At 65.6% G+C, this 16,566-nt stretch carries 14 protein-coding genes and 1 pseudogene; 6 read left to right on the top strand and 9 right to left on the bottom strand.

Going from position 1 to position 16,566, the window contains the following annotated elements; all coding sequences use genetic code 11:
• Positions 1 to 186: 186 nt before the first annotated feature.
• Entirely contained in the window at positions 187 to 2,253 is a 2,067-nt protein-coding gene (locus VHS75_RS09145; protein WP_329638303.1) for an alpha/beta hydrolase domain-containing protein, read from the top strand.
• 43 nt (positions 2,254 to 2,296) lie between these two features.
• On the opposite strand, the gene VHS75_RS09140 is transcribed toward VHS75_RS09145, so the two are convergent.
• Complete coding sequence (locus VHS75_RS09140) at positions 2,297 to 3,508, bottom strand: DUF3471 domain-containing protein (protein WP_329638302.1); 1,212 nt, start codon at positions 3,506 to 3,508, stop codon at positions 2,297 to 2,299.
• Positions 3,509 to 3,759: 251 nt separating this feature from the next.
• Here VHS75_RS09140 and VHS75_RS09135 point away from each other — a divergent pair, with 251 nt between their 5' ends.
• Positions 3,760 to 4,143 carry a DUF1801 domain-containing protein gene (locus VHS75_RS09135; RefSeq protein WP_329638301.1) on the top strand — a complete coding sequence of 128 codons (384 nt, stop codon included), beginning with the start codon at positions 3,760 to 3,762 and terminating at the stop codon, positions 4,141 to 4,143.
• Between the two features lie 227 nt (positions 4,144 to 4,370).
• Here the strand turns inward: VHS75_RS09135 and VHS75_RS09130 are convergent, their stop codons facing one another.
• The 6 genes from VHS75_RS09130 to traA all read right to left on the bottom strand — a co-directional run bounded on the left by VHS75_RS09130 (position 4,371) and on the right by traA (position 11,543).
• A complete protein-coding gene (locus VHS75_RS09130) occupies positions 4,371 to 4,619 on the bottom strand; it encodes a hypothetical protein (protein WP_329638300.1) in 249 nt (82 codons plus the stop codon).
• Positions 4,620 to 4,962: 343 nt separating this feature from the next.
• Complete coding sequence (locus tag VHS75_RS09125; RefSeq protein WP_329638299.1) at positions 4,963 to 6,306, bottom strand: hypothetical protein; 1,344 nt, start codon at positions 6,304 to 6,306, stop codon at positions 4,963 to 4,965.
• 184 nt (positions 6,307 to 6,490) lie between these two features.
• The gene (locus VHS75_RS09120; protein WP_329638298.1) at positions 6,491 to 6,955 is read right to left on the bottom strand and encodes a hypothetical protein; all 465 of its coding nucleotides are present in this window, start codon (positions 6,953 to 6,955) and stop codon (positions 6,491 to 6,493) included.
• Positions 6,915 to 7,565 (bottom strand): hypothetical protein, encoded by a 651-nt coding sequence (locus tag VHS75_RS09115; RefSeq protein ID WP_329638297.1) that lies wholly within the window; start codon positions 7,563 to 7,565, stop codon positions 6,915 to 6,917. Before VHS75_RS09115 ends, VHS75_RS09120 begins: the two co-directional genes overlap by 41 nt.
• A 238-nt stretch (positions 7,566 to 7,803) precedes the next feature.
• Positions 7,804 to 8,505: a DUF6118 family protein gene (locus VHS75_RS09110; protein ID WP_329638296.1), complete on the bottom strand. Its 702-nt coding sequence runs from the start codon at positions 8,503 to 8,505 to the stop codon at positions 7,804 to 7,806.
• Between the two features lie 11 nt (positions 8,506 to 8,516).
• The gene (gene traA, locus VHS75_RS09105; protein WP_329638295.1) at positions 8,517 to 11,543 is read right to left on the bottom strand and encodes a Ti-type conjugative transfer relaxase TraA; all 3,027 of its coding nucleotides are present in this window, start codon (positions 11,541 to 11,543) and stop codon (positions 8,517 to 8,519) included.
• A 390-nt stretch (positions 11,544 to 11,933) separates the two neighbouring features.
• On the opposite strand from traA, the gene VHS75_RS09100 reads away from it, so the two are divergent.
• Together VHS75_RS09100 and VHS75_RS09095 are read left to right on the top strand one after the other, a co-directional pair.
• Positions 11,934 to 12,227, top strand: coding sequence for a mobilization protein (locus VHS75_RS09100; RefSeq protein ID WP_329638294.1), 294 nt, complete (start codon positions 11,934 to 11,936; stop codon positions 12,225 to 12,227).
• A 4-nt stretch (positions 12,228 to 12,231) separates the two neighbouring features.
• The gene (locus tag VHS75_RS09095; protein WP_329638293.1) at positions 12,232 to 13,878 is read left to right on the top strand and encodes a type IV secretory system conjugative DNA transfer family protein; all 1,647 of its coding nucleotides are present in this window, start codon (positions 12,232 to 12,234) and stop codon (positions 13,876 to 13,878) included.
• A gap of 188 nt (positions 13,879 to 14,066) precedes the next feature.
• Here VHS75_RS09095 and VHS75_RS09090 read toward each other — a convergent pair whose 3' ends face one another.
• Positions 14,067 to 14,693, bottom strand: coding sequence for a GIY-YIG nuclease family protein (locus VHS75_RS09090; protein ID WP_329638292.1), 627 nt, complete (start codon positions 14,691 to 14,693; stop codon positions 14,067 to 14,069).
• 139 nt (positions 14,694 to 14,832) lie between these two features.
• On the opposite strand from VHS75_RS09090, the gene VHS75_RS09085 reads away from it, so the two are divergent.
• Complete coding sequence (locus VHS75_RS09085) at positions 14,833 to 15,111, top strand: hypothetical protein (RefSeq protein ID WP_329638291.1); 279 nt, start codon at positions 14,833 to 14,835, stop codon at positions 15,109 to 15,111.
• A 784-nt stretch (positions 15,112 to 15,895) separates the two neighbouring features.
• Here VHS75_RS09085 and VHS75_RS09080 read toward each other — a convergent pair.
• On the bottom strand, positions 15,896 to 16,132 hold the full coding sequence (locus tag VHS75_RS09080) for a helix-turn-helix transcriptional regulator (RefSeq protein ID WP_329638290.1): 237 nt from the start codon (positions 16,130 to 16,132) through the stop codon (positions 15,896 to 15,898).
• Between the two features lie 119 nt (positions 16,133 to 16,251).
• On the opposite strand from VHS75_RS09080, the pseudogene VHS75_RS09075 reads away from it, so the two are divergent.
• A pseudogene (locus VHS75_RS09075) lies at positions 16,252 to 16,566 on the top strand (hypothetical protein); the annotation flags it as partial.

Genomic DNA, 16,566 nt, shown 5'->3' with positions numbered 1-16,566 from the left:
GGCCACGAAGCTGCAACCTGGCCGCCTGGCGACCGGGCCCTTTCTACTCAGGTTCCCGACCGACCTGACCGCAGTCAGTCGGGACTGGGCCAGGCGGCCCGGTGGTGTTTGCGGATCGCCGAGGCCATTGCGCGGCTGGCGGCGAACGGGTCACATGCGGCGGGCCGATTTGGGGAATTCGAGCGAATGCGGCGAGCTGTCTGGAAAATGATCGTGGCCGCGGCGGCGCTGGCGGCGACCGGCGCGCCGGCCCGCGCGGCCATCGAACGGGTAGAGGTCACCGAGCGGACGCCGTTCGCCGGCGGCATGAGCTTCGGTGCGGCGGGGGCCTACGAGAAGATCCGCGGGGTCGCGCATTTCGCGCTGGATCCCAATGCGTCGGCCAACGCGCGCATCGTAGACCTGAAGCTGGCGCCGCGCGATGCGCGCGGGATGGTGGTGTTCGACAGCCCCTTCGTGATGCTCAGACCGGTGAAGGCCGAGGGCTCGACCCTGCTCTATGACGTCAACAACCGCGGCAATATCGGCATCCTGGGCCAGGTGAACGGGCGCAGTCCGGCGCTCAACGACCCGACCACGGCGGCGGACGCCGGCGACGGCTTCCTGATGCGCCACGGCTTTTCGCTGCTGTTCTCGGCCTGGACCTGGGACGTGGCGCCGCCGCCGCCGGGCGCCAAGCCGCTGGTGTTCTCCCCGCCGGTCGCCAAGGGGCCGGGCGGGCAGGCGATCACCGGGCCGGTGGAGAACGAGTTCACGGTCGATGCGCCGGCCGAGGTCGCGGTCTACGCCGGCATGGCGGGCCTGACCTATGAGCCGGCGACGCCGGACGATCCGAAGGCGGTGCTGACGGCGCGGGCGCGGCCGGGCGATCCGCGGGTCCCGCTGGCGCGGACGTCCTGGCGGTTCGTGGCGCCGGCGCAGCCGGGCGGTCCGGGCCGCGTGCGGCTGGACGGTGGCTTCAAGCCCGGCGTGATCTACGAACTGACCTACATCACGAAAGATCCCAAGGTGACGGCGGCGGGGCTGGCGGGCATCCGCGACCTGCTGGCCTGGTTCCGCGACCATCCGTTCGAGGGCGCGCCGGCGCCGAAGCAGGAGCTGATCTTCGGCATCAGCCAGTCGGGGCGGCTGATCGGGCGCATGCTGCACGACGGCCTCGACGTGGACGAGACGGGGCGGTTGGCGTTCCAGGGCGCCTATCTGGAGGTGCCGGGCGGCGGAGGCGGCGGCGGGTTCAACAGCCGCTTCGTGCAGCCGACGCGGCATCCCTCGATGCTGCAGGAGCACGATCATCCATCGGACGCCTTCCCGTTCACGACCGCGCCGTCGAAAGACCCGGTGACGGGCAAGACGGCCTCGCTGCTGGACCACGCCGCTGACGCCAAGGGCCAGACGCCGAAGGTGATGTTCGCCAACACCTCCGCGGAGTTCTGGAACCGCGACGCCTCGCTGATCGGCACGACGCCGGACGGAGTGAAGGACGTGGCGCCGGCGCCGGGCGTACGACTCTACGCCTTCATGGGCTCGCAGCACTATGTGGGCCGCAGCCATGTGCGCGCGCCGTACCTGAGCTGCGTGTCGACCACCGACCATTACCTGCCGATGCGGGCGCTGATCCTGGCGCTGGACAGGTGGACCGCCGGCGGCGCCGAGCCGCCACCCAGCGCCTATCCGCAGGTGGCGAACGGCGGCCTGCTGAGCGTCGCGGCCTATGACGCGGCCTTCCCGAAGGGGATCGGCCTGACGCCGCCGACCGACAACCTGCACGAACAGCGGTTGGACTTCGGATCGCGGTTCGAGAGCGAGGGGATCGCCGATCACATCCCGCCGGCCAAGGGCCCCGACTACGTCAGCCGCGTGCCGGCGCCGGACGCCGACGGTAACGACCGCGGCGGAGTTCGGATGGTCGAGATGGAGGTCCCGCTGGGCACCCACGCCGGCTGGAACCTGCGCGCGCCGGAGACCGGCTTTGCCTGGGCGACCGCCCGCTTCGACGGCAGCTTCGTCCACTTCGCCCGCACTGAGGCGGAGCGGAAGGCGGCGAAGGACCCACGCCCCAGCCTGGCGGCGCGCTATCCGACGCGAGACGCCTATGTGGCCAAGGTGAAGGCCGCCGCCGCGGCGCAGGTGAAGGCGGGCTTCCTGCTGCCGGAGGACGTGGACCGCGCCGTGGCCGAGAACGTCGGGCTCTATGACCGCGTCATGGCGCACGATCCGGCGGACCGGAGCTGTGAGTACCTGTTCGCGAAGTAGCGGCCGAAGAGCGGAGACCCGAAGGCCTCCGCTCCGCCGCAAGCTAGTCGATCCGCTTCGCCCGGGTTTCGCTGCCGAGTTGGCGCATGACGAAGCCGGTGGCGCGGCCCTGGCCGTCGAGGTCGAACTCGATGGAGGCGTCCAGGTCCTTATGGAAGAACTTGGTCGGCGAGGCGGGCAGCAAGTCCAGTTCGGGGCCACTGGGGATCTGGGCGCGCGGGACGCCGTCCTCGCCGCGCGGGCTTCCGCCGAGGAACCGGGCCTTCAGACGGCCATCCCCGACGCTGACGGTCATCACCGGGCCGCCGCCCTCGCCCTGATAGCGGCCGGCGAACGCGGCGAGCGCCTCCGGCGGCAGGTCGATCGCCGGCGCCCGTTGCGGCAGGGGCGCCGCCGCGCCGGGCGGACGGTGGATCAGGGTCAGGGGGAGCGAGGTCTCGCCCTTGATGAAGCGGCCCTCGATCCATTGGCCGTCTTCGCTGAGTTCGCCGGTCACCGAGACGGTGTGCATGGTGATGGTCACCTGGCGGCCCTCGCGGTTCACCGAGACCGCGGGACGGCCCAGCTGGTTGCGGTCTGGGCTGTCGAGCCAGGCGTAGGTGCCGTGGACGTTGGACTTGAGGCGGAAGATCAGCCGGATCAGGCCCTCCTTGGTCTCCAGCCGGCCGTCCCAGAAGCCGTCCAGCCCCTCGAAGCGCGGCGCCGGCGGAAAGGCGCCGCGGACGAAGTCGAGGGCGGTGGTCATGCCGTGGGCCAGCCACTCGCCGATCCAGCTGTCCCGCTCGGCGTCATAGCGGGCTTCGTAGAAGCCCTGGGTGTAACCGATGACCATGGGCGCCAGGAGGGTGAAGGACAGTCGTTCAGCTTCGACCAGGACATCGTCGGCGGCCAAGCCGAAGAAGCCGTAGTCCGGAGTGTCCATGGCCGCGGTCAGGCCGCCGTCCTCGTTGCTGCGTATATGCAGGGCGAAGCGGCTGCCGCCGGTGGGGAAGGTCGCGATCCAGTCGCCGATCGCCACGTGGGCCGGGCCGGAGACGGGCCCACCCGCACGGCGTTCGACGTCAGCCTTCAGCTCGCGCCAGTGGGCGAAGCCGTATTCGCGAGCGATCTGGTGCTGAGCCTCGGCCAGCTTGGCGGCTGGCGTGGCGGCGCGCAGCCGGTCGAGCCGCTGCTTGGCTTCATTCTTCAGGTGTTCGAGGTTGGGTTTCGCCGGCAAAGCACGCGCGGCGACCGTCCCGGTTCCGGGATTTTGCATCATAGACCTTCCTTCCGATGAAGCCCGGTGTCCGCACCACGGGCAGGAAGTCAGGGATGAAAGAGATCGAGACGTCGAGCGGGCTGAGCCCTTTACGCGGACAGTCGGCCTCCCGAAGGCCGTGCTGAACATAGCAAGGCGCGGCTTGAGGCGGAAGGCCGGATCGTTTTCGGTGTCACGTTTCATAGCGCCGCCGCGGCAGGGCTATTGTAGCCGTGGCGTGGGATCAGACTTTGAGGCTTAAAGACCCTATGGACGCATCGGAACAGATCGATCAGCTGATCGCGGGCATCACGGACTGGCGCGGCGAAACCTTCGCCCGCGTCCGCAAGACCATCCTCGAAGCCGATCCGGAGATCGTCGAGGAATGGAAGTGGATGGGCAGCCCCGTCTGGTCGCGAGACGGCATCCTCGCGGTCGCCAATGCGCATAAGGGCAAGGTGAAGCTCACCTTCGACTATGGGGCGCGGCTGCCGGATCCCGCCAAGCTGTTCAACGCGGGGTTGGAAGGCAATCAGCGGCGGGCGATCGACTTTTTCGAGGGCGACAAGGTCGATGCGCCGGCCCTGCAGGCGCTGGTCCGCGCCGCCGTCGAGTTCAATCAGCTCAAATCGAAGAAGAAAGCCTCCCGCTAGGACCTGCCCTCAACACCGCTCATCCCGGCGAGAGGACAGAGCATTGGTATCCAACTGATTTCATTGGATAAAAATACCTTCCTATCGCCTGTGTAGGAACTGTGCAGAAAAATCTGCACGGGCTGGCCGGAAGAGGCCAACCTTGGCAGTTCCTAGGGATTCCGACAACCGGCTGAGGCCAGCCGGTTGCGGCGGCAGGCCGAAACCTGCCGCCAAGCGGAGCCGTCTCAAGCGGGGGCGCCAGTCTCGGACCTCGGCTCGATGAGCCGCAGGACGATGCGACCGGTGAGCGGAACCGCATCGCAGTTCAGGTTGAAGCCCTTGCCGTCCTTGTTCGGCCATGCCGCCCCGATGGGTGTCCAGATCGCGGCGGTGCCTTCGCCATTGACGCGGTAGAGCCGGTGGGTCGGCCGACGCGGCGTTTCGGCAGCGGCCGGAGTTTGGGCGGCTGGCGATTGGGTCTTGGTGCTGGCCATGGTGGTTCTCCGTAATCCGCCGCGGGACCATCCCGCGGCTTCATGGGGAGCCAAGGCGTCAGGCCATCGAGCCGGCGGTCACACCCCGCGCGTCAGCGCGCCCGAAGGGAGCGGAGCTGCACGGAGCCGAAGGCGGAGGAAGCGAGCTGGGTTGACCGACGGCGGGCCTGGCGCAAAACGCTCACCGTGCGAAGCCGTGATGATCTCCCAAGTACCGAAGGAGAGTCGTGGCTAGATCGTGAACTCATAGTCTGGGTCCGCTCTCGGATGTGAAGGCAAGGTCGCAACTCGACCCGTAGCTGTCATCAGTTCTGTCTGTTTACAGAGAGCTTCGTCGACCCGGCTACTTTGCCCGCCGCAACAGGTCGGCAATGGCCTTCATCCCAGGGTCCTGGCCCTCTAGATAATCGCGGATCGTCCAAGGCGCGGCCACGTCCGGGTCAAGGTTGGCGATTTCCAACGGCACCCGACCGTAGGTCCTGTCGTACTCGGCAGCTTCGGCGAGAGGGGTTGCCGTGGGGCCACCGGGTTGAGCGATGGACGTAAAGCAGTCGCTATAAGACCGACAACCGGAGCGGAAATCGTATCGTTCGGTGGACGGCAGCAGCATGACGCCTGCCTCGTGCAGTTCCTTGAAATCACCCTCGGAGAAGAACATCAGCCGGTCTCCCACCGGCTCGCCCACGATTACGACCCGATCTCCCCCAGCCACTTTCAAGTAGGCGACGCTTGCTATGCCCGCCGAAACGGTCGCGGGGCCCGTGAGTACGAAAAAGCGCCCAGGGGTGGGCAAAGCGGACGGCCAGGCGCGCATGAAATCGCGATTGAGGAGGAAGTTGCCGCCGGTGTCCCAACGCATGTCGAGCACGACGTTTGTCCGGCCCAGACGCTTTCTGTTCGCTTCGGCCTCTGTGAGAAAATCATGAAGCTTTCGCTCGGGCCTATCGACATTGCCTCTCAGCTGAACGACCACCGCATCAAGCTCGGGTGCATCGCGCCAGCGGTAAATCGTGGCGCGGTCTTGGAGAGCCCACGGGGTCCGGTCGGCAGCGGGCAGACTCGACCAGTCGGGCTCGCGCACCTTTACAGCCAGAGACCGTTCAACGATCTGGCCGCTGGGGAGGCGAATACGGTAGCGCGCGGACTGAGGCGTGTTGGCCACGCCCAGCGCGTTCAGCAGGTCCAGCCGGTTCAGCAGGGTGGAGAACGTTAGGTCTCGGTGAGCCGCCGGTCCGCCGGTGAGTGACCGGCCCACCGTCCTCAGCGCGGGCAACCCGTGACCATCGATGGCGATCAACTCACCGCCGAGCAGATCGGCGTTGGAGGGATCGGCAAGCGTGACAAAGAAGCGGTCGCCCAGGACGGTGAACCCAAGCGGAGCGCCGGCTTTGCGGCCGAAGAAGCAGCTGGAGTGCAAATTATCCGCCAGCGCGGTGATCCGGCAGATCTCCACCGTAAGCGCCGCCTCGGACACGTGTCCGGCCCTCGATTCCAGCTTGACGAGCCGTTGCTCTGCCTTGATCCGGGCGGAAGGCGAATAAGCGCGGGAGGGTTCAAAAACCTCGCGCCGGAACACAGCGAGGTCTTGCATCTGGTTCTGCCTGTCTGGGGACTGCGCGACTGCCCCGCTGGCGAGAGCCAGGGCGATCATCAGGCCGAGTCGGGCGAAGCGGGCGGCGTCAGCCAAAGCGGAGGTTGATTGCATTTAAGGCAGACTGTCTGGTTTCTGCGTGCAGGTGAAGGGCGGCTCTCCCCCCAATGCCGTCGTTGATCGAGTCCGCTTTCGCGGCACAACGCTGACTACCGGTTTCGAACCTTCGCGGACTTTCAGAAGTTCGGGTTCACGGTGGCTTGAGCTTTCAGAATGTCGCTCACGCCTCGATGTCAGGTTCATCCGGATAGAAGCCGCCATGATCGGCGGCGAGTGGCACACGCTGATCTGGCCAGACGTTGCACCATAGGCAGGCCCACCCGAGGTTCGATAGATCGTTCTGAGCGTCGCGAAGGTAGGGATCGACGTGCTCTAAGCTACCGATCCGGCGACCTACCTCAGCCCAAAGATTTCTCCGCCCCTCGATTACCGGCTTCTGTTCGACCGCCAGCGACCGGCAATACATGCATCGCCCCTTGGCGGCTTCGATCAGCCCCCACATGCCCGGCCCGGTGAGCCTTGGGGAGATCAAGGTGGGTGTCAGGGACCGATGCACGCGGTTGGCGCGCTTCGACGCTTGGTAGCAACGACGCATCCTTTCGGTGTTGATCGTGCGTGCCATGTAGTCGGCGAAGGATGTGTATTCAGGCGGCCGGAAGGTCAGGCGCTGGCTGTTGCAAGGCATCGAACATCTCCGCATTGGCCGCGCGCTGGCGCTCCTCATATTTGAGCCGCCGCGCCACGAACTTCTCATGCTTCCGAGCCAGGTCTTTCTTGGTGGACCATTCGTCGGACTGGTCCAACGGGGTCAGCCCGAAATCCTTCCTGAAGCCCTCTGCCATCTCAAACGCCTTCAACCCGAGCTTGGCGGCCCTCTCCTGCATCTCCGGCACCACCTCTTCTTCCTCGGCGAACTCCCAATACCCGCTGATCCAACTGCGCTGGCTATCCACCTCGGTCCGGAGACCCATGGCGGCTTCGGCACGTTTGATGCCGAACGCTTCCCAATCCACGCCCGGGTATTCCGGCAGTGCCGCGAAGTTCGAGTGCGCAGTTCCGGCGGCGCCGTTCGAGTCGTCGTGCGTCTCCGACTCCCCGAGCAACGTCGCGGTCGTCCGTGCATATTGTTCGAGGGCGATGGCGAGGTAGAGGGCGGCGAACTTTCGCCTCGCGTTCCATCCCAGCAGGTCGCGGACCCATGTCGCGCTGAGCGTCACGACTGAGGCGATCACAGAAGAGCCCGCTACCAGTCCGATGATCCCACCAGCAGTCCAAGCGGTTGTGGGGTCAGCCATCTTGTTTCCCGGTCTTCTTCGGCCAAAAGTCTTCGCGTAGCTTCACCACAGCATACAGCAGGCCGCGGCAGCTCTGGAGGTCCGTTTCGCGGATGCCGGGCCACGTCCGCTCCCCACCGTTGGCGGAAGTTCGGAACGTCCGCCTCTCGCCAATGAGTACATTACAAGTCCGGGTCCGAAATCTCGGCCGAGAAAGCGTACCGCAAACCGGCGACCCGCTAGGTCGGATCACCCGGAACTAGCGCCTCGCGGCCGTCTGGCTCGGCGCATTCGCCGGCGCCATCGCTACCGAGCAATGTTGAATCTTGCCGCTCTGCGCGAGCGCTGCTCGGCAAGCCGTGATGGCCTCGCGATTTCCTTCGATGAGATTGGCGTCGGCCGTTAGCTGCGCCCATCGCTCGGGATTGGCCGCGTTCATCAAGGTGGCACCCGCGCTCCAACGATCCTGGCGCAGCACCAAGGCGGCAACGCGGGTGTTCAATCCAAAGGGGAAGAGACTCGCGGCAGGTGGCGACAACAAGAGCCCAACGGCCAAGGCTATGCCGCCGGTCCAGCAGATCGTGCGGAAGTGCCGATCCTGAGCCTGGGCTTGGCCAACGATAGCCGCCAAACGCGCCCGCTCGCGTTCGGCCTCTTGAGCGGCGCGGTCGAGCTTCTGCGCTGCTTCGCGGATCAGGTTGGCGCCGGCGTTGGCGATGGCCTGGCCCTGCTGTTCCGGAGTGCGGCTCAGCGCGGGGGATTTGAGGACGGCTTCAAGCCTCTCGCCGATCTCGTCCAGCCCGTTGCCGATGACAGCTAGGTCCTGACTGTAGTCGGGCGGCCGGGTCTCGCGGATCGACGCGGGCAAGGCTTCGATTGCGCGCCGCAGCACCGAGACCTCCGCCCGCAAATCCTCGAACGCCTGAGCGGGATCACCCGCATGGTCATGCGCCATCCTCACCTCCACGCCAACTACAACGACATGCCCCGATCACGGTCTCGCCCGATCTGCATCGCCGCTTGCTGCACTGTCGGCGCCGCCATGACCCGGGCGAGCGTCGAGCCCGGCCCGATGCCCAAGGCCGGCGCACGGGCGCGCACCAGCGACTCAAGCTGCGGGTCGCGCTTCAGCGCGCCCGCCATTGCCTTCATGCGGCCCTCCAGGCCTCTTCGCGCCTCGCCGTGCCGCCAACCGTCAAGCCGCTCGTGCTGTGCTTCCAGCCGCTTCCATTCCTTCACCAGGCGGTCGGCCTTCAATGCAGGATCGCGCCGCACGCGCTCCTCATGCCGGATCGCACCGGCTAACTCGGCGCCGCGCTCCGTGCCGCGAAGATCCCGCATCGCGCGCCAGGTCGCCGGCTCGTGACGCAGGGCGTTGTGCAGGTCGCGCGTGGCGCCCGGCCGCGTCTGGTCCAGCGCCGTCCCGGCCTCGTGCAATTCACGCTTCTGATATTCGAGCACAGGCAGCTTCTGGGCGCGCATGCGTTCAGCATCATCCAAGGCCCGCGCGTAGCGCTCGGCGGCCGGTTCAAGCGATTGCCCCGGCAACGGGGCGGTGCGCGCCGGCCCAGGTGCAAATCCTTCGGCGCGGCCGATCTGCGAAAGCTTCGCGGGGTTGTTCAAGGTCAGCCCATCGAACATACCGCGCTTGCGCATCGGCTCGGCCTCCGGGGCGGCGGTGCGGTCCCGCGCCGTGCGCCGGATGCCCTCGGGCACAACAATCGGCTGCTCGATGCCGCGCCGCGTTGCGTAGTCCAACGTGGTTTCCTTGAGACCAGCCCGCGAGAGGCGTGCGGACAAGGCGCCTACGTCTTTGAATTCCTCCCGGCCGGCATAGAGCGTCACCGCGTCTCTGTGGCGGCTCATGCCGACGTAGGTCAGGTGCCGGTCCATCGTGCCGGACGCCAGCACATAGGTCCGGTCCACCGTCGCACCCTGGGCCTTGTGGATGGTGGTGGCATAGCCGTGATCGACGGCCGCATAGTCGGCCATCGAAACCGATACCTGGCGGCCTTGGCCAGGACCCTTGGCGTTGTCGAGGCGAACCTCCAATCGGCCGGCCTCGGTCCGCTCCACCGTGCCCAACATCCCATTCTTCACGCCGAGGTCGCGGTTGTTCTCTCGGAACAGCAGCCGGTCGCCGGCCGCAAAAGACCGCTCACCTTCCGTCGTCTGGTAGACTTGCTCGTTCCGGAGTTCGCCTCGATCCTGGCGCACGCTGCGGATCGCATCGTTCAATTCCGCTACGTCCACGCGCCGGTGCGCCAACACCAGACGCGAGCCGTCCGGCCGCACATCCATGTCCGCGATCACGTCGCCCACAATCGCCTTGCGGGCGTCAGCAACATCGTCCTCGAACCGGACTGCGCCGCGTTCGGCATAGGCCGTCAGGCCCTCGTGCGTGCGGTGCTGGGCGAAGTCCACCGACGCCTGCCGCTGCCAGCCCTCGCGTTGCCGGCGGATTTCGCCCAACTCCACGAAACCCGCGCGTTCCGCAACGGCGCGGAAGGCTGCGCCTGGACCGATGGGCTGGAGTTGCTCGGGGTCGCCGACCATCACGACTTTCGCGGCGGCGCGATCAGCCTGTGCCAAGACGCGCGATAGCTGGCGGCTTCCGACCATCCCGGCCTCGTCGATCACGAGCACGCTACGCGCGTCGAGCGCATCCCGGCCACGCTCCCAACTGCGTTCCCAGCTCGCCAGGGTGCGGCTGCGGATACCCGACGATTCTTCCAATCCTTCGGCCGCCTTGCCGGCCAGCGCCGCGCCCACGACCCGATAGCCTTCGGCCTCCCACGCTTGGCGCGCGGCGCCGAGCATTGTGCTCTTGCCGGCCCCAGCCATGCCGACCACGGCCTCGATCCGTTCGGGTCCGGTGATGTGCCGGACCGCCTGGCGCTGCTCCTCGGCCAAGAACGGGCGATCAGCGATGGCCTGCTCGATGTTGTGACGGCTCACACCAAACGTGCGGCTCTCGCCCATCCGGTCGGTGCTGTCTGCCATATGGCGTTCGACCTCGATCATCTCCTTGGTGGAGTAACGGGCGGGTTCCAGGGTGCGGCCGAATTCATCCCTTTGTTCGGGTCGCAGTTCGACCAGCGCGGGCGACGCCATCGCCTTGAGGAACGCGGCCTGGAAGTCGTCCGGATGGTCGATATAGCGGTGCAGCACCTTGGCCACATCGGTGCGGTCGAACACGCTCTTTTCGTTGGTGACGAGGGCCAGCGCCTGCTCCGGCTTTTCGCGGATGAGTTTCGCGTTTCGCTGCGCCTGTTCCTCGTCCTGGCGGGCGCGGACCACGGACTTGCCGCGACGGTCCATCTGCGTGGCGTGCACGCCCATGTGCTGGGTCGGCTCGATCTCCAGCCCGCTGTCGCGATGTGAGCGATGGTCGATGCGGAGGTCGTGGCCGGCGAGGGCCAGATGACGGTTCGCTCGATCTTCCCAATCCAGGCGGATATCTCGGAGCTGATCGTGCGAGGTCGGCCGGCCCAAAGCGGTCAGCCGCTTGTTCTCCAGCTCCAGATCGGACTTCTCGCCAAGGCCGTCGCGCTCGACCTTGCGGGTGGTCAGCATGATGTGGGCGTGGTGGTTGCGCACGTCGGTGTCGCCGTGCGGACTGTGGATCGCGAAATCCACCGCCACCCCGTAGCGGTCGGCGAGGTCGTGAGCGAACTCGCGGGTCAGCTCCAACCGCTGCTCGGCGGTCAGCTCATGCGGCAGCGCGACCTCGATCTCCCGCGCCACTCGCGCGTCCCTGCGCTTCTCCGCCGCCTCGGCCGCATTCCACAAAGTCGAGCGGTCCTGTGCCCACTCGGCATCCACGCCTTCGGGCAAGACGATCTCGGTGTGCTCGACGCCCCGCCGACGTGTGAAGTCGTGGGTCAGGCCGTCGCGTTCATTGGTGAGCTTTTGCGAGGCGCGATAGGCGGCGGCGGCGACGGCGCTGCGCCCACCGCTGCGGCTGATCGGCTTCATCGCCAGGTGATAGATCGCCATGACGCACACTCAGGTAGCGCCACGCGTGGCGGCGATCCTGGCGGGCCAAGGGTGCGCAAGCCCCATACGGCCATCGGTCCGTCGATCCGACACTAACAAGCAGTGAGTTGCGCAGCAACTCGTAAGTGCGCCCTTCGCTAATCCTCACTTCGCTCGGAACGCTCGGTGTAGCCCGCTTTTGAGCAAGCGTGGCAGTGAAGTCGAACCGAAACTCAGCACGCGACGCCTGTCTGTGCCGAGAATCGGCTCACCGGCGTCACGAGAGCATGCGGATGCTTTCAGTTCCCGGAAACGTCACTTCGAACATCGGCGCGTTTGCTCGAAAAAGGTGACGTTGCTTCTGTGTGGCGCTATCTTTCCATCCAAGGGGCGCGCGCATCGGAGGAGACGATGGCGAAGCGTTCAATCGCCGAGCGGCTGGCCCAACTGGAAGCCCAGCGAAAATCGCTACAGACCAAACTCAGCAAGCAAGAACGGGCCAAGGATACGCGACGCAAGGTATTGCTTGGCGCCTTCCTTCTGCACCGGCTGGAGAAGGGCAAGGACGCGTTCTCCAAAGAGCAATTGCCGGACTGGCTGAGGCGCGAGTTGCCCGGCTTCATCACCCGCGAAGATGACGCGGCGCTCTTCGCCGACCTCCTGGGCGAGACGGCGGCCACGCCGCCCTCTGCTGAACCCCGCTAGTCTCGTGAACGAGATCCAAGCGGTGTGGGCGGCGTTCAAGGCGATGCTGCGGGCGGCCCTACGCGACCCCGTCTGGGCCATTGTCGCTGTCATCGCCAGTCCGTTCCGATACTGGCGCGCATGGTTCTTCGGGCTTCTATTCGTAACGATTGTCGCCGTCGTGCTGTCGCTGATCGTGCAACACGTTCTGCCCAAGGGACCGCTCCAGATGGCCGGCAACGCCGCCGTCTCGCTCGTGTTGATCGTCCTGATTTTCCGAATGATCACGCATCCTCTGGTCACTCATTTCGGCGTGCAGGCGGCGGATACCCATGGGACGGCGCGGTTCGCGACAGACCGCGAAATGGCGCCGCTCACGGAGATGAAGGCCGGCCTTCTGATCGGCCGGACTATCCAAACGAAAAGGCCGCTCTACTACGACGGGCCGGCCCACCTTCTGACCATGGCGCCGACCCGCACCGGCAAGGGCGTCGGCACCGTCATTCCGAACCTGCTGACCGCAAACCGCTCGGTGATCTGCATCGACCCGAAGGGTGAGAACGCCGCCGTCACGGGCCAGGCGCGCAATCGCTTTGGACCTGTCCACGTACTCGATCCCTTCGGCGCCACGTCGGTCCCGACATCCGCTTTCAATCCGCTCGACAGGCTGGACCCGGATAGCCTCGACGTGGCCGAGGACGCCGCCGTCCTGGCCGACGCTCTGGTCTACGACGCGCCAGGCGAAGCGGGTGAGGCGCATTGGAACGAAGAGGCCAAGGCGTTGATCACCGGCGTTCTCCTCTACATCGTCGGGGAAGAGCCGCTTGAGCGCCGCACGCTCGTCACCCTGCGGGACTATCTGACGCTGGCGCCCGATGCCTTCAGCGCGTTGTTGGCGCGGATGCAGGCCAGTCGCGCGGCCGGGGGCTTGGCCGCGCGCGCGGCGAACCGGCATCTCGGCAAGTCCGACCGGGAGGCCACGGGCGTGTTGTCGTCGGCGCAACGCCATACGCACTTCCTCGACAGTCCGCGGATGGCGGCGGTGCTGGACAGGTCCGACTTCGCTTTCTCTGATCTAAGGCAGCGTGTCGCGACGGTGTTTCTGGTGCTGCCACCGGATCGGATCGGGGCCTATGCTCGGTGGCTGCGCCTGATGGTCAGTCAGAGCTTGCAGGACGCCATGCGCACCGCGCGCAACGGACAGGGTTCAGTCCTCTACCTGCTGGATGAATTCGCCGCCCTCGGATACCTGGCGCCGATCGAGCGGGCGATGGGCCTCATGGCTGGCTACGGCCTCCAACTCTGGCCGATCCTCCAAGACGTTCACCAACTGCGCGCCACCTATGGGGAACGTGCGGGCACGTTCCTCTCGAACGCGGGCGTGCTCCAGGTGTTTGGCGTCAACGACTACGACAGCGCGAAGATGGTCTCCGACCTACTGGGTTCCGAGACCGTAGTGTTCCAGACGGCCAGTCGCGCCTTGGACAGCGAGAAGTCCGGTCTGAGCTATTCTGGCCACCACACCGGGCGGCCGCTCCTGACGCCCGACGAGGTGCGCAACCTCGGGCCGGACCTTGAGTTGCTGTTTCTTGCCGGCCTACGTCCGATTGTGGCGCAGAAGCTCCGCTACTATGCCGACCGAGAGTTTTTGGGGTTATTTGATCCATCCTGACGCACGGCCTATCCCTAAGGCCAAGCCTTGAGACCGTCCCAGCGCTAGGCCGGGTCGTTCGGCACCTTCGTGAGGCCGTGGCGCTTCGGCCTTTTCGATCAACACCAAAAACACGCGGGCTAGGACATCAGAGTGGTAAGGGCCGGGCTGTCCACGATTCGTCATGCGGCGATCCGCGATAGCGGCGTCTAGACGGTGGTGCTGTCGGGCTCAGGCATCGCGATGTTGGATAGTTTCACGCCGTCGAACTCCCAATAGTCGAAGCCCGGAACTGACGGCCAATTATAGCCCATGCGGCGGATGACGATCATGGCCGCTCCTGACACCGACATATCTGCACCCTCAAATCGCACAGATCGGTCACCGGACACCGTGCACGTGATAGTCGGGTCCTTCGTGAAAGTGAGCGTCGCGCCCGTTGTGATGCCCAGAGCGGGGAAATTGCGCCGCTCGGCGCGGGCGCGGGTGTCATTGATCGCCGAACGCTGAACCGGCGTGATGGCTTGCTCGCTGTCCGAGGGAGACACGTTTTCGAGTGCGACCAACTCAATGATCGCCTTCACGACATCAGGATCGGCGGTAAAGAATTCCCGGTTGCCGCGTGCCCGCTTCTCTCCGAACACGAAGTGCAATGTCCGCTCAAGCCTCGCACAGTCAGGCACCCGTGCAGCGAAATAGCACTCGAAAGGCAGGGGCAGCGACGTGTTGTCCAACTGCTTCACGCGCGACGCCACGTCGTCCTGCCGCGTAAGCCCGACTTTGATGTATCCGGGCATGGCGGCGTTGGTGAGAATGTAGACAAAGCCTTCTGACACGCCGTTCTTGCTCCTCCGAGTTCACACAAGCTGATTTGAACCGTCGCCTACCACCGCGTAGGACGCGAGGTGAACGGTCTGAGCCGGTAGTACCAGTGCGCTCTGACAGGTACTACAAGCCGCGATGAGGGCCGGGGGAATGTCCATGCGCTATCTTGGAGCGTCTGTGTTGGGCGCCATGGTGCTCATCTTGGGCGGCTGTACGTCTAGCGGCATCGCCCAGATAGGCCCGAACACCTATACGGTCACAAATACCGCCATTACCAGCTTCGGCGGCGCTGCGTCGGCAAAAGGTGGCGCGTACAAGGCCGCTGACGCCAAGTGTGCCGCCGACGGCAAGAAGGCCGTCATCATCAACAATTCGACCCAAGCCACGATTGCGTCAGGCAGCGCGGACGTGACGTTTAGGTGCGAGTAGGCCTCTTCGGCGGCGCGCCCTTAGCAAGCACGCCCTCAAACGCTTCTTGCCCTTTGGTAGGGTTTAGGCGGCCAACAGTGCAGGCTTGGCTCCCGTGTCGGCGACAATGGGAGCTCCCCGCCAAACCCTGGTTTGCTACCATCGTAGGCCTAGCGGCGGCCCCGCCTCGAAAATCACTCGTTGGTAAATCGCGGCAGCGACCTCATGCCCCCTGCCGCCATCCCACCAGTTCAACTCCGCGCGGAGACAGTGGCCCAGCTCTACCAACAAGCGGACGGCTTGGCGCTTGCTGCCATATTCCCGCTCATGGTGCAGGTGCTCAGCCAGCTCCGACGCCCTCAGACGGAACTCAGGTTCGACGCAATGGTCAGGAACTCCGAGGGAATTCGCATCCTCCAGTGTCCGGAGCAATCGATTACTCTCGCCTGCCGACAGGCAATGATCAGAACCAGTTTCTGGGGATTCATTGGTATTCATCTGCCGTGTTCCTAACATGCATATGCCCAGTGCGGGCTACACATCAGGGCTGGCGTCACCCAATGTTGTTCAATCCTAGCAGATTCTTGGCCGTCACTCCACTCTCACGAAAGATGAGCCCGCAAGTGCGATTGGGCCTCGACCCTTCATCCCGGTTCCGCCGTCGCCGCCGGTGACGTCGGCAACGCCATCGTGGCAATGAGAGCGGGTTTCACAACGCTGATGTAAGTTCACACCCCGGCGAGCCGCTCCGTTTCCGAATGCTGCGCGGGCGGGCTGACGAAGCCGAAATCGAAGATGTTGCGGCCTAGGGCTTGAGTCGGACCCCAGGCCCGCCGGCCGCATCGGCCGCGATGAAGATGATACCGCCGTCTTCCAGCGTCGTTTGGAGCCGATCCAGGGTCCCGCTCTGGACGCCGCCCTTTCTGGATTCGAACCGCATGACCGTGGCGGGAGACACGCCCGCAGCCTTCGCGAGATCGCGAACGCCAAGACCCAGCGCAGTTCGGGCCAGCTTGAGCTGCAAGGGCGAAATGGCCGGCATCTACTGAAAAGGTCCGCTTAGCTTGACGGAGTTAGTACGTGGTGATAACTTTCAATCACCACGTACTAACTGTCGCTCGATACCGACCCGTCGGGCGAGTCACTGCACGGGAACTCTACATGCGTGATCTGCAATCTGCACCAGGCGGATGCCTCTCTCGACGCGCCGTACTCGCCGTACCCGCGGGGTTGGCCCTGACGTCGGCGCTGGTGACCTCAGCCGCCGCCGACGACGCGACCCGCCTTTGTACGCGTTGGCTCGCCAATGAGGCGGAGCAGCACCGCCTCTGGCGCCGTCGGGACGACATGGAAGGCGATCTCTTCCACCATCATCGGTGGTCATCGCTGACCGAGGCCGAGCGGCAAGCCTTGCCACAGGCCCGCGCTCTACATGCAATCGACGCGCGTCTGGCGAGGATTCATGCGGAGCGCGAG

The organism is Phenylobacterium sp., from assembly GCF_036264965.1.
Taxonomy (GTDB): domain Bacteria; phylum Pseudomonadota; class Alphaproteobacteria; order Caulobacterales; family Caulobacteraceae; genus Phenylobacterium.
The sequence above is the reverse complement of the archived record's forward strand: the minus strand, read 5'-3'. Positions and strand labels throughout refer to the sequence as shown.